Annotated in this window: 12 protein-coding genes; 7 read left to right on the top strand and 5 right to left on the bottom strand. The window is 55.4% G+C overall.

What is annotated here, in order from left to right; genetic code table 11:
- Positions 1-23 precede the first annotated feature (23 nt).
- The 3 genes from ACFOSD_RS02750 (at position 24) to ACFOSD_RS02760 (ending at position 3287) form a co-directional block, all read left to right on the top strand.
- Positions 24-338: a DUF2288 domain-containing protein gene (locus ACFOSD_RS02750; protein WP_380693814.1), complete on the top strand. Its 315-nt coding sequence runs from the start codon at positions 24-26 to the stop codon at positions 336-338.
- A gap of 173 nt (positions 339-511) precedes the next feature.
- Positions 512-985: a YHS domain-containing (seleno)protein gene (locus ACFOSD_RS02755; RefSeq protein WP_380693811.1), complete on the top strand. Its 474-nt coding sequence runs from the start codon at positions 512-514 to the stop codon at positions 983-985.
- A gap of 88 nt (positions 986-1073) precedes the next feature.
- Positions 1074-3287 carry an ATP-dependent helicase gene (locus ACFOSD_RS02760; protein ID WP_380693809.1) on the top strand — a complete coding sequence of 738 codons (2214 nt, stop codon included), beginning with the start codon at positions 1074-1076 and terminating at the stop codon, positions 3285-3287.
- Here ACFOSD_RS02760 and ACFOSD_RS02765 read toward each other — a convergent pair.
- Positions 3267-3551, bottom strand: coding sequence for a hypothetical protein (locus ACFOSD_RS02765; RefSeq protein ID WP_380693807.1), 285 nt, complete (start codon positions 3549-3551; stop codon positions 3267-3269). The genes ACFOSD_RS02760 and ACFOSD_RS02765 overlap by 21 nt on opposite strands.
- Before the next feature lie 215 nt (positions 3552-3766).
- Between ACFOSD_RS02765 and ACFOSD_RS02770 the strand changes: the two genes are divergently transcribed.
- The 3 genes from ACFOSD_RS02770 (at position 3767) to msrB (ending at position 5796) form a co-directional block, all read left to right on the top strand.
- Positions 3767-4762 carry a fatty acid desaturase gene (locus tag ACFOSD_RS02770; RefSeq protein ID WP_380693805.1) on the top strand — a complete coding sequence of 332 codons (996 nt, stop codon included), beginning with the start codon at positions 3767-3769 and terminating at the stop codon, positions 4760-4762.
- Between the two features lie 80 nt (positions 4763-4842).
- Positions 4843-5385 carry a hypothetical protein gene (locus tag ACFOSD_RS02775; protein ID WP_380693803.1) on the top strand — a complete coding sequence of 181 codons (543 nt, stop codon included), beginning with the start codon at positions 4843-4845 and terminating at the stop codon, positions 5383-5385.
- Positions 5386-5397: 12 nt separating this feature from the next.
- Positions 5398-5796, top strand: a complete 399-nt coding sequence (gene msrB / locus ACFOSD_RS02780; RefSeq protein WP_380693801.1) for a peptide-methionine (R)-S-oxide reductase MsrB — start codon at positions 5398-5400, stop codon at positions 5794-5796.
- Here msrB and ACFOSD_RS02785 read toward each other — a convergent pair.
- Complete coding sequence (locus tag ACFOSD_RS02785) at positions 5788-8139, bottom strand: DNA polymerase II (protein ID WP_380693799.1); 2352 nt, start codon at positions 8137-8139, stop codon at positions 5788-5790. The genes msrB and ACFOSD_RS02785 overlap by 9 nt on opposite strands.
- Before the next feature lie 63 nt (positions 8140-8202).
- Here ACFOSD_RS02785 and ACFOSD_RS02790 point away from each other — a divergent pair, with 63 nt between their 5' ends.
- Positions 8203-9009, top strand: coding sequence for a cyclic nucleotide-binding domain-containing protein (locus tag ACFOSD_RS02790; RefSeq protein WP_380693797.1), 807 nt, complete (start codon positions 8203-8205; stop codon positions 9007-9009).
- A gap of 288 nt (positions 9010-9297) precedes the next feature.
- Here the strand turns inward: ACFOSD_RS02790 and ACFOSD_RS02795 are convergent, their stop codons facing one another.
- From ACFOSD_RS02795 to hisC, 3 genes are read right to left on the bottom strand one after another with little or no spacing between them, the layout of a single operon-like run.
- Positions 9298-9996, bottom strand: a complete 699-nt coding sequence (locus ACFOSD_RS02795) for an HAD family hydrolase (RefSeq protein ID WP_380693795.1) — start codon at positions 9994-9996, stop codon at positions 9298-9300.
- A 34-nt stretch (positions 9997-10030) separates the two neighbouring features.
- Positions 10031-11401: a DNA repair protein RadA gene (gene radA, locus ACFOSD_RS02800; protein WP_380693793.1), complete on the bottom strand. Its 1371-nt coding sequence runs from the start codon at positions 11399-11401 to the stop codon at positions 10031-10033.
- Between the two features lie 9 nt (positions 11402-11410).
- Positions 11411-12475 carry a histidinol-phosphate transaminase gene (hisC, locus tag ACFOSD_RS02805; protein ID WP_380693791.1) on the bottom strand — a complete coding sequence of 355 codons (1065 nt, stop codon included), beginning with the start codon at positions 12473-12475 and terminating at the stop codon, positions 11411-11413.
- Positions 12476-12605 lie beyond the last annotated feature (130 nt).

The raw sequence follows: 12605 nt of genomic DNA on the forward strand, positions 1-12605 counted from the left end.
CTATTCATTCCGTTTTGGTTACTATGAGCAGCACAAAAGCATCCTTGAACGACACCGAACTCACGGCCGTCCTAAATCAGCAAGCGGCACGTATTTCTTGGGCGGAACTGCAACCCTACTTCGCCCGCGGTCAAGTCATTGTGGTACAGCCAGGCCTTGATCTCATTACGGTAGGTCGAGAATTGATCCGCGACAACACCGCAACGTTCAAAGCCTGGACGGATGCCGAGCAGGTGACAGGCGTCAGCAACGAACAAGCGCAGATTTGGTACGACCAAAACGCTGAGCTATGGGCTCTGGTTATTGCGCCGTGGGTGCTGGTGCAGGATCGCACTTAGGAAATTGCCAGGCGCGCGGCTCCGTCCACGCCAGCATGCGCGAAGCTTTTCGTAGGAGCGCGGCTCCGTCCACGCCAGCATGCGCGAAGCTTTCGGCCAGGGGCTGGCCTACTACGGGAACTATTTATGGCGGCGTTCGTCTCACTGTTGAACCTCAACATGAGACTATCATCGTGCCAACCACACACACCCGAACCAGAACACCCCTGCTGATCAGCGCGCTGTTGTTGCTGTTTGGCTTACCCGCCATAAGCTCAGCGATTGAACCCGTTTATACCGGCTTCTTGAGTTCACACGCCATCCAAGGGTACGACACAGTGGCGTATTTTACCGAGAACCAGGCAGTTAAAGGCGACCCCAACATAGCCTCCGAATGGAACGGCGCAACCTGGCTGTTCAGCACCCCGGAACACCAGGCCCTGTTCGATGCCAACCCGGAAGCCTATGCACCGCAATATGGCGGTTATTGCGCCTACGCCATGGCCGATGGTAATGCGGTGCGCGTTGACCCAAAAGCCTTCAGTATTGTCGATGGCAAACTGTACTTGAACTTCAGCCAAAGCGTTCAAACGCGCTGGGAAAACAATCAATCGAGTTTCATTACTGCCGCCGACCAACACTGGCCCGCGTTGTTGAATCCGCGCTAACCTATACTTACGGCTAGGTGCACCGCAGCGGTGTTTACTTTATCCTGTGCGGCTTTGGTTTTGCCCGCACAGGATGCCCACCCAAGCTATGACGCGTTACACCGACGAACAGCAACAGGTTATTGCGACGCGCCAACGCCATCAACGGGTGGTTGCGGTGGCGGGGTCTGGCAAAACATCCACGCTGCTCGGGCAAACGGCAGCCTTGCTGGCAGATGGGGTGGCACCGCGCCGACTACTGGTGCTGATGTACAACCGCAGCACCCAACAGGATTTTCTAAGCCGCTTGCGCGCTGTGCATCATGGCCCTATGCCGGATGTACGGACCTTTCATTCGCTCGGCTTCAGTATTTATCGCACCTTGATCCAACGTGGTCTTTTGCCACCCATTCAAGGCGACATTCTCGGTTCTGGCGAACTTGAGCCGCGTATCTGGCGCTGGTTGCAAGAACTGGCCAGCACCGGCGAGCAAGCTCAGGATATTCTGAACAATAAACGGAAATGGGTTGAACCCGCACTGACGTTCTTCGAGCGGGTCAAAGCGGGATTGGAGCCACCTGCGTTGGTGTTCAAACAGCTCGGACTGCCCGGTAATGCGCAATTATTGGTCAAAACCTTTGAACGCTTCGAAAAATGGCGTAAAGAAGCACAGCGCATTACGTTCTCCGACATGCTCTACGACCCAGTGAACCTATTCAGCCAGCGTGCTGACCTCGCGGTCCAATTCGCCAATCATCTTGACCACATCATTGTGGACGAATATCAAGACATTAACGCCAACCAACAATTCTTGCTCGAAATACTGGCGGGTGAACGCGCCACAGTGACGGTGGTCGGCGACCCAGATCAAACTATTTATGAATTTCGGGGTTCCGACCCCAGTTTTATGCTGCACCATTTTCCCACGTATTTCCCGGACAGCGCGGTACATACACTAAGCCTTACCTTCCGCTATGGCCCGCAAGTGGCGCTGGCCGCTAATCACCTAATTCAGCACAACCTCGGGCGCCAGCCGATCCTCACCTGCGCACACAGCGGAACGCCCGATACTGCCCTGCATTTGCATCGTACGGACGACGACACCACGCTGATCATGACATGGCTACAACAGAGCACGCATGCCGCCACCGACATTGCCGTGTTGTTTCGGCTATGGGCGCAAGCTGCCCGGATGGAGCTGCAATTACTGACGCAGAACATCCCGTTTCAGTTAGAAACCGAACGCGGCGTGTTACAACGCTCGGAACTGCAACCCTTGTTGCTGTTGCTCAGCATCGCCAGCGGTCGTTTTGCCCAACAAAACAAAGCCGAACGCGCGCAAGGCTGGCTGACGCTACTGACCCAGCCCTACCCCAAGATACAGCGTGACATTTTAAAGCAGATGGCACAACGCTTGGCGTCGAGCAAACACGAACTCTACAAACACTTTATGGCGCAGTTACCGCCCAAATGCTCGCATTGGCAACAGGAGCAACTGGCGCTGCGCGGCAGTGTGATTCAATTGGCCGAACGACCGGGCACCTCCGCTAAACAGCTGATCAGCGCATGGCTGAACAATACGGACTATTTGAATGCTTTAGTGGGCAATGCCTTTTCGGCGCAGCAGGGCGACGAACAAAAAGAAACCGTGCAGGCATTTCTGCACTTCTTACAGCAACACGATCGCACAGCCGCCGAAACCGACCACTGGTTACAACAATTGTTAGCGCAGCGACAAACGGCACAACCGAAAACCGGCATCACGCTCACCAGCATTCATAAGGCAAAAGGCCGCGAATGGCCCGTTGTGTTCATTCCAGGGTTGAACCGTCATTTTTACCCCTATCGGCCAGAAGGCGACTTGCGCTTGCCGGTCGATGAAGAAAGTGAACGTCGTCTGTTGTATGTGGCCTTAACTCGGGGTCAACGCGAAGTGCATCTGTGCACCCCAGCGGCCGTCGATGAGCGCAGCCCCTTTGTCGCTGAAATGGAAATACCGCTGGCGCAAACCTTGGGTCAAGCCTTGCGTGATCCTGCGCAACAAACCCAAAACACATTGACGCTGAACATACCACTGACCAAGCTGGCGCAGCAGTACGTCGCGCTAACAGCCCCGAATGTGGAATTACGCAGCATTGCCGAAAAGAGCGCCACGGCATCTACCGCGCCCGACGGTCAGCAACGGGTGCAACACAACCATTTTGGCATGGGCTGGTTGCTGCGCTCGGAAGCCAAACAACTGCATATTCGCTTCGACGATGGAAAAACCCGGGTATTCGAGCGCGACCTGGTACTGCCGCTGCTAACCTTCGTCACCGGCTGACGCTTTCCCAGCTTGTAGTTCGGCGTCCCGCTTACGACCATAGTAGTGCCGCGCGGCCGTCATCGCGGCCATTAACACGAACAAGCCAAAGACGCGTACCCAGTCCAACGTACCAAAGCCCAAGTACACAATGCCCATGCAGGCCATTAAGACCATAAAGGTCCACGAATAGGCGGCAAAGCGATTAAAATGCCACCAACGCGTCCACAACGCAGGGGTCGCAATCAGCACCAGCAACAACACAGCATACGCAATCAAAGTCACCTGAACACTCCTATCGGTCCGAGTCAAAGGCGCACAGCAAAGCAAGTTTTACCCTGCGCGTCCAGCATTAAGTCGCACCGTTGCGTGGCAAGCAGGGAAAACGCCAGACCTTGGACTTTCGTATGATCGCCGTTCAATTCAATGTAATTATCGTGGCGTTTCTATGCATGGTCAGTAAACTTAGCCGGAAATTGAATAAGATAGACCCTTTCCCTATGAGCAGTTCCGATTACCGTCACATCGCCAAGCAAGTCCGCGCCTACGCTAAAGCAAAGACCGGACGCGCCTGGCTGGAAGTCCTTTTCACCGTTCTACCCTTTATTGCCTTGTTTGCCACCGCCGCTTGGCTGTGGGGGCGCTGGCCTTGGTTGAGTGTGTTGCTAACCATACCGACCGCATTTTTCATGGTGCGTATCTTCCTGCTGCAGCATGATTTAGGGCATGGGTCGTTCTTTAACAACAAAACCCTGAACAAATGGATGGGTAAGGTGCTAGGCGCGACGACCGGCATACCCTACAGCTATTGGAAACGCACGCACGCCATGCACCACGCGACCACGGGCAACCTCGACAAACGGGGTGCGGGGGACGTAACAACCTGGACCGTAGAAGAATACAATAACGCCGGTTTTTGGGCCCGCTTGGGCTACCGGTTTTATCGCCACCCGCTGGTGATCATGGGCCTTGGACCGGCCTTTCTATTGTTAAAGATGCGCATTCCTTTTTTCCACCCCACGCCGTTTAAAGAGAACTGGCGCAGCATCATCAGCAACAATGTTGTGCTGTTAGCGATTGTTGTCCTGCTGGGTACCTTTGTCGGGTTCGGGTTTGTTGCTGCGGTTTATTGCCTCACACTGTACCTAGCGATGATGATTGGCATTTGGCTGTTCTATGTGCAACATCAATTTGAAGACGTCTATTGGGCGCCACAAGACACATGGAATTACCACACCGCCGCGATTGAAGGCAGTAGCCAACTGGCCATGCCAGGCTTTATGAATTGGCTCACCGCCAATATTGGCTTGCACCATATTCATCACCTTGACAGCCGGGTGCCTTTTTACCGGCTAAAAGAAGTCGTCAAAAGCATTCCCGACCTCGAAGGTGTGAATAAAATCTCCTGGCTGCGCACCCCGCACTTACTGACCTTGACCCTCTATGATGAAGCGCGTCAACGTATGGTGACCTTTCGCGACGCACGCCGCACATAACCCCGTCCTATACACCCCCAACGCCTAGGAATGGCGTTGGGTTGTGCTATGCTTGCCGCAAAGTTTGCGAGGAAGCTTTCATGCGTTTTGTGGCAATCATCTTATTGTGCTGTGCATCCGCCGCGCAGGCGGTCGAAGTACGGTTTGATCCGTGGCGACTCTGGCAAGGCTTGGAAGGTGCATCGAGCGATGGTGATGTGTTCTTTGACATTGCCATCGATGTGCCGCAAGAGGAGCGCATGATCGGCCCGCAATACAGTTACTTTGCCGGAGATGCCGCGGCTTTTCATGCCCTGGGTGTGCATTATCAAAACATGCAGGAATATACGGGTGGCTTCTATTGGGGCCTCAGCGCCAGTTGGCTACAAGTTGTACCCACGGGCGACACCGCACTGGTTGATGCCTGCCGTCCCGCCCTGCCCGTGAATGCAGGCGCACGCTGGGGCTACCGTTGGCAGGTAAACCCGGTCTTTAATGCCCAACTGGGGATTCAAGTAGCCGCTGGGCAAATGACCGGACGCCAAGGTGAACAATGCGCCAAAAATGGATCCGAACTCGACCTTGGTGGCGTACAGAACTTTGTTGATCCACGTTTGGATTTCAAATTTTCGTTTCGCCTGTAACGGGATACCTTCATGACTAAGCTCACCAAAACCGACGCCGAATGGCGCGCTGAACTGACCCCCGAACAATTCCGGGTGGCCCGTCAAGCAGGCACCGAACGCCCGTTTACCGGTGAATATTGGGATACCTTTACCCCCGGCAATTACCACTGTATCTGCTGCGACGCACCCTTGTTTGAACACAGCACCAAATTTGATGCCGGATGCGGCTGGCCGTCGTTTTCGGAAGTCATGGCAAGTGGCAATGTGACCCGCCATGAAGACCGCAGCCACGGCATGGTGCGCGTTGAGGTACGCTGCGGCAATTGTGACGCCCACCTGGGCCATGTCTTCCCTGATGGCCCGGCGCCCACCGGCCTGCGCTACTGCATCAATTCGGTGTCGATGAAGTTTTATCCAGCCTCAGAGTAACGTCATCTGCGGCCCGGCTAAGGTCTGAAAATCCTGTCCAAGCACATGCAATACGGCGTCCGCAATGGGCGCCAGTTGTTTATCAAAATAATGCTGATAGTTAATGGGCTGGTCGCGGTCAGCGGGTACTAACACACCTTGTAGTCCTTGCCGATAGCGCACCCAGCCTTGCGGTGGCTTGCCGGTCAGCAGTTCATGGCGGCGCGCGGCTTGAACGTGTGGCGGGTTACTTTTGGCGTAGCCGGATACGGGGCGGCGCAGGCGTTTGCGGTACCAGAGTTGGTCGTCCAATTCGCCCGCAAACAACTGCCGCACGGTGCGTTGCAACACGGGCTGTAACGGGTGGTCGTGAAACAGGGCGTTGTACAGGTCGTGCTGGAAACGTTGCGCCAACGGTGTCCAGTCGGAGCGTACGGCTTCCATGCCGCGAAACACCAGTTGCTCGGAACCATCTTTTTGCACCACCAAGCCCGCGTAGCGCTTTTTCGAGCCTTGTTCTGTGCCGCGTATGGTGGGCATGTGAAAGCGGCGATAGCAGGTTTCGTATTGCAGTTCGAGATGGCTTTCAATCCCGAACTCGCGTGCTATCTCACCGCGCCAAAAGGCATTCAAGCCTGCCGCCAGCTCGGCGCCTAACGCTTCAAGGTCGGTTGCCGAATCGCGCACCCAGACAAATTGCGAATCGGTATCGCCGTAAATTACCGTCAGCCCGCGGGCCTCAAACCACGCTTTGGTTCGGATCATAATGTCGTGGCCGCGACGGGTGATCGACGACGCTAGGCGCGGATCAAAAAACCGGCACAAATCCGAACCCAACACACCATAAAACGAATTCATCAGAATTTTAATGGCGTGGCTCAGCGGGGCATTGTGCTCGGCTTTGGCGGCGTCACGAGCTTGCCACAGTTGGTCAAGCAGGGTCGGTAGAATCGCCCCTTGGCGCAGAAAGCGGCCACCCAAATAGCCGGGAATGGAGTCTTCTTCAGGCGCTTGCAACCCTTCCCATAATGCCCATGGGTCAATTTGGAAGGTGCGCATAATGCTGGGGTACAGACTTTTAAAATCCAGCACCAGCACATTGCGATACAGGCCGGGCAACGAGTCCATCACATAGCCGCCGGGGCTGGCCATGGTTAAGGTTTGGCTGCCCACATGCGGGGCGACATAGCCTTTGCGGTGCAAGCGCGGCAAGTACACATAGTTAAAAGCAGCGGCGGAGCCACCCACGCGGTCGAGGGTGTGCCCGGTCATACGGGCACGGGCCAGCAAGAACTCCAATAATTTTTCTTGCTGGACGATCTCTCCCACCAAATCGGCATCGGTCAGGTTGTACCACAGTAAATCCGGGTCTTGGGTCTGAAACCAGCGGTCAATGGTGTCGGTTTTACTTTCATCTTCGGCCTGCACCATGGCTTTGCCACTGCCCAGAATGCGGTTGGCGACGGCATCCAAGGCGAAGCTATCGAACTGATGACCGGCCGAACGCAGAGCTTCTACGCCATCCACCACCATGCGGCCGGGCACCGTTAAATAGTCTTTGTCTTGTCGTTTGCGCCAACTAACCAAACGCCGCTGTCGCCCCAAGGTGAAGGCCATCCCCCATTGATCCGCCAAGCCGGAGAGCACAAAGAGATCAAACCCGACCACGCGCCAACCCAGAATGACGTCGACATCCAGCGCCTCCCAGTCGGCCAAAAACTGTCGGAGAACGCCCGGTCCGTCGCCACAGGCAACAATCTCCACACCGTCAAACCGATCATCTTTGGGCGCCTGCTGCCAAGCGACATAAACCCGCCGTACCATAGGTCCAGACAGGGCGATGCTGTACAACTCAGGTAATTCGCCGGGCACGAATGGCGACGTTTCAATATCCAGTGACACCCAGCGCAAGGTCAAATCAATGTCGGCCGGGCGCAGGCGAGGCCCTTTATCCGTGATCTCCACACTGACACCGGCGGTTATGAAACGCTCCATGAGATAACGCTCGGCGGGGGGAATGTCGTCTTCTTCCACCGATATACCCAAACGCTCCGCTTTACGCACCCAGCGGCGCTGCATCTCCCAACCCGGGGTGTAGACTGGCAATACCGGCTCACCCAGCGCCGTTTTGAAAGGCTCGTCGCCCACACGACAGTCTGGCGGCAAGCGTTCTTTGAGCTGCGGAAGATCGGTTTGCCGCACGAAACACACGCTGTCGGTGCCCGTAATTTCAACCGGATAAGCCGTTTCCCCATTGGCCACCCAAAATCGCAGGCACAGACCATCTGCCCGGTCTTCATGCTCACGCATTAAAACCAAACCGGTTTGTGATGAATGTTGCAGAATCGGAACTGCGTCAAGCAATTCGTCGTGCTCTCCTGTTATGCTTGGTCAAACATCGATTCAGCTGGCGGGTGGACCTCGGTCATGCACTTACTACATGCACAAAACGACATTGCACATACGTTGAACCAGCGTCTCGTTCAACTCAACCTCTTGTTGTTTAAGGACTTACCTCCACCTACCGAGCAACTTACCCTACAGCCCGGTGAAGCACTGGACGCGAAACTGCCGAAAGATCACTGGGCGTGGCTGGTGTCCGGCTCCATGCACGGCGTCATCGGCGAGCGCGGCGTGGTGGAATATGAACACGGTGACCTGGTTGGCTTAACCAACGGGTATGCCTTGCCCGACTTCGGTTGTATCGCTCAACAGAGCAGCCTCCTAAACGTGTACAACGTCGGCGATGTACTGCGCCACCTGCATCTCAGTAAACAACGTGCCGCGCAATGGACGGCCTACCTGCTCACTCAACTCAGTTACTTGCAACAAGCCATACAGGTTGAACCGCGCGACGACGCCAGCAACCACAATGGCTTCTTAAGCTTTGCCCCCGGCGAGGTTATGATTCACGAGGGCGAACTGGCGGGCGAAGTGTACCATGTGGTGGAAGGCCATGCCGATGTCTATCGGGGCGAGACGAAGGTAGGCGAAGTATTGCCCGGGGAATTGTTTGGCGCCATGGCAATGCTGTGCGGAACACCACGCACCGCAACGGTGATTGCCCGCGACGACATGCTGGTGGCCGTTGTACCGCAGGCCGACTTCCGCTCATTAATCGCCCGGCACCCCGAAACAGCGGTGATTTTGCTCGAAAATATGGCACGCGCCATCAATGACCTTAATGACCGTTTACGTGAAGCAGAGACAGCGCATGAGGCCTCGCCCGCCTAACTGAACATCGTACAAAGGTTGTCGGCAATCTCTTACAGTAGGGCAAGCGCTTTCGCTCTGTTGCCCATACGGCTCTCGCCCTACTATGGCTTTGTGTTCAGGACGAACATAAGGATCACGGCAGGAGCTGTTCACAGGATGTGCTTGAATTCTCGACGGACCCAACGGGACGGTACGCATGCCATAGGATGGCACATGCCAACAACGATGTAATCCGGACTGGTTATGTTGGATGGCAGCAGTCAGTGGAAGACCAGCAGGAAAGGCTGCTCGGGGACATAGGATGTCTCACCCCTTTTCCAAAATCGCGGCAAGTTCTGGAAGTGCGTGGACAGTAATGTCCGCGCCTTCTGTTTTTGTGTCTAACGCTTTGCCGTGGCTGATCCAACAGGTACGAAAGCCCATGCCTTTGCCACCACCGATATCCGCCTTCAGGTTATCGCCCACGACTAAAATCTGTTCGGGCATCACCTTATCCGGCAATTGGGCCAAGGTGTGCTGAAAGAACATGGGTGAAGGTTTCGCGGCACCCACTTCTTCTGAAATACTGATCGCAGCAAACAGGCCACCCATCTGCAGCAGTTGTTTCCGTTTTACATTGCTCAAACCATTGGTAATCAAGGCCAGGCCAAAACGTTTCTGCCACGACAGTAGAATGTCTGGCACCCCGGCATACCAATCCACATGATCACCTAAACAGCTCTCATAATGTTCCGCCACCGCCACAGGGTTAGCCTCCACCTGCATCTTCTCCAACCAATACCGTTGCCGCTCACGGCGCAAGTCGGCAGCACTGATTTCCCCAGCCTCCAAGCGAGGCCACAAAGGGCGGTTACCTTCAATGAAGGTCGCAAAGGCGGTGTCAACATCATCAACCGACCACTGCGCACACAGGTCGGCAAACGCCTTACGCTCGGTCAACTCAAAATCGACCAGCGTGTGGTCCATGTCAAGAAACAACCAGCGAATATCGGATAGCCAGTTCATAATATGTCCTTTGTTAATCGTTTGGTCGAAACGCCTACCACAAATCATCCAGCGCAGTCAGCGCTTCTTGTAAGCGTTGCACACCGATGACTTTAACGCCCTCAATCGGCTTACGCGGCTGGTTAGCTTTCGGCACCAAAATCGTGCGGAACCCATGCTTCGCCGCTTCAGTTACCCGCTCCTGGCCGGAGGACACCGGGCGCACTTCACCCGACAAGCCGATTTCACCGAATACGCAGAAATCTTTGGGCAGGGCACGGTCTTTCAAGCTCGACAATATAGCGACCACGCTGGCGAGGTCGGCGCTGGTTTCGTTGACTTTCACGCCACCGACGACGTTCAGGTACACGTCTTGATCGCCAGTAAAAATGCCGCCATGGCGATGCACCACCGCCAGCATCATGGCGAGTCGGTTTTGGTCTAACCCTAGCGTTACGCGCTTGGGGTAATTGGCGATGGAGTCGTCCACCAACGCTTGCAGCTCCACCAATAATGGCCGCGTACCTTCCCACAACACCGTTACTACGCTACCCGGCGTCGCCTCGGCTTGGCGATTCAAAAAGATAGAACTGGGGTTGGTAACTTCTTTCAGCCCGGTTTCCAGCATGGCGAATACGCCCAGTTCGTTCACTGCGCCGAAGCGGTTTTTGATTGAACGCAGGGTACGAAAACGGCTGTCGTGAGCGGCGTCGAGCATCACCGAACAATCGATCATGTGTTCCAACACTTTTGGGCCTGCCAGCGAGCCGTCTTTGGTGACGTGACCGATCAAAAACAACGCGGTATTCGAGCGCTTGGCGTATTGCGTCAGCATGGCCGCGCTTTCGCGCACCTGCGAGACTGAGCCGGGAGCGGATTCAATATCGGGGTGGTGCACCACTTGAATGGAGTCGACGACTAATATGTCCGGCTTTCTGTCTTCCGCTTGCGCCAAAATCACCGCCACATCGGTTTCCGCCATCACATGCACGTTGTCGGTCGGCAACTGCAAGCGCTGCGCGCGCATGGCGATCTGTTGCAGACTCTCTTCGCCGGTGACGTACAACACAGAAAAGCGCTGTGCGAGGGCACAGATCATTTGCAGCAACAGGGTCGATTTACCCGCGCCGGGGTTGCCGCCAATCAATACAGCAGAACCGGGCACAATGCCGCCGCCCAATACGCGGTCGAACTCACCAATGCCGGTCAGTAGGCGCGGCACTTCCGCCACACCTACATCGCTCAGTGTTTTGACTTCACTTAAGGCACCGGCATAGCCTTGGCGGCGGGCGCCGGGGGTGCTTTTGGCTTCACGAAATTCCACCACGGTATTCCACGCCTTACATTCACCACACTGGCCCTGCCATTTGGTGTAGTTCGCGCCGCATTCGGTGCAAACGAACTGAATGTCCTTTTTCTTAGCCATATCGTTCGATCAGCCCAGCGACTTGTGCAAGACCGCAAGTAACTGATCCATCTCCTCATCCGTACCAATGGTGATGCGCAAATACTCGCTGATGCGCGGCTTGTTAAAATACCGCACGATGATTTTGTGCTCGCGTAAGGTCTGCGCCAGTGTCGCCGCTTCGACGCCGACAGGCGGTTTGGCGAAGACAAAATTAGCGCTGGACGGCAATACTGAGAAACCCAGTTTTTCCAACTCGGTGGTAGTGTGCGCACGCGTTGCCATGATCTTCTGGCAACACTCGGCAAAATAGGTTTCGTCTTCAATCGCGGCCACGGCGGCGGCTTCGGCAATGCGATCCATCGGGTATGAATTGAACGAGTTCTTCACCCGATCCAAGCCTTCAATCAGCTCCGGGCTGCCGATGGCAAAACCGACGCGTAAACCGGCCAAGGAGCGCGACTTCGACAAGGTCTGGCACACCAACAGGTTAGGGTGTCGGCTAACCAAAGCCACGGCCGATTGCGCGCCAAAATCCACATAGGCTTCATCCACCAGCACCACGGTGTCGGTGTTAGCTTGCAACAAGGCTTCAATGTCTGCCAGTGGCACGGTGCGGCCAGTCGGTGCATTCGGGTTCGGGAAGATAACACCACCGTTGGGCTGCACGAAATCTTGCAGGTTGAGGCTCAAGTCATCCTGCAACGCCACGCGCTGTGCCGTAATACCAAACAACTGGCAATACACCGGATAAAAGCTGTAGCTGATGTCAGGGAATAACAGTGGATTGGGCTGCTGAAAAAAGGCCATAAAGGCCAGCGCCAGCACTTCGTCCGAACCGTTCCCGACTAACACCTGCGCGGCGTCAACGCCATGGTGTTTGGCAATGGCGGCTTTCAAGCGTTGCGAATTCGGGTCAGGATACAGTCGCAACCGTTCCACCAACTGTTCGTCCTGCAACACCGCCTGTACGCGTGGCGAAGGCGGATAAGGACTTTCGTTGGTGTTCAGCTTGATCAGGCCATCCACCTGGGGCTGTTCACCGGGCACATAGGGGTCTAAGTTACGGACCACTTCACTCCAAAACTGGGACATAGAGGTTCTCATCACCGAGCTAATTTTCTGTTCGGTAGAGTGTACTCATTAACGGCGCGCAGTAACACGGAAGCAGCCGTCAAAGTGCGGATTTGATCATGGAATTTTCTTCACGATTGGGTATGCTGAC

The organism is Salinispirillum marinum (assembly GCF_042650105.1).
GTDB classification, from domain to species: Bacteria; Pseudomonadota; Gammaproteobacteria; order Pseudomonadales; family Natronospirillaceae; genus Salinispirillum; species Salinispirillum marinum.

What these genes read in the sequence shown, in the direction of transcription:
- ACFOSD_RS02795 (WP_380693795.1), bottom strand. Translation starts at nt 9,996, where the DNA reads ATGAACTGGCTATCCGATATTCGCTGGTTGTTTCTTGACATGGACCAC.
- hisC (WP_380693791.1), bottom strand. Translation starts at nt 12,475, where the DNA reads ATGTCCCAGTTTTGGAGTGAAGTGGTCCGTAACTTAGACCCCTATGTG.
- radA (WP_380693793.1), bottom strand. Translation starts at nt 11,401, where the DNA reads ATGGCTAAGAAAAAGGACATTCAGTTCGTTTGCACCGAATGCGGCGCG.
- ACFOSD_RS02750 (WP_380693814.1), top strand. Translation starts at nt 24, where the DNA reads ATGAGCAGCACAAAAGCATCCTTGAACGACACCGAACTCACGGCCGTC.
- ACFOSD_RS02790 (WP_380693797.1), top strand. Translation starts at nt 8,203, where the DNA reads ATGCACTTACTACATGCACAAAACGACATTGCACATACGTTGAACCAG.
- ACFOSD_RS02775 (WP_380693803.1), top strand. Translation starts at nt 4,843, where the DNA reads ATGCGTTTTGTGGCAATCATCTTATTGTGCTGTGCATCCGCCGCGCAG.
- msrB (WP_380693801.1), top strand. Translation starts at nt 5,398, where the DNA reads ATGACTAAGCTCACCAAAACCGACGCCGAATGGCGCGCTGAACTGACC.
- ACFOSD_RS02770 (WP_380693805.1), top strand. Translation starts at nt 3,767, where the DNA reads ATGAGCAGTTCCGATTACCGTCACATCGCCAAGCAAGTCCGCGCCTAC.
- ACFOSD_RS02760 (WP_380693809.1), top strand. Translation starts at nt 1,074, where the DNA reads ATGACGCGTTACACCGACGAACAGCAACAGGTTATTGCGACGCGCCAA.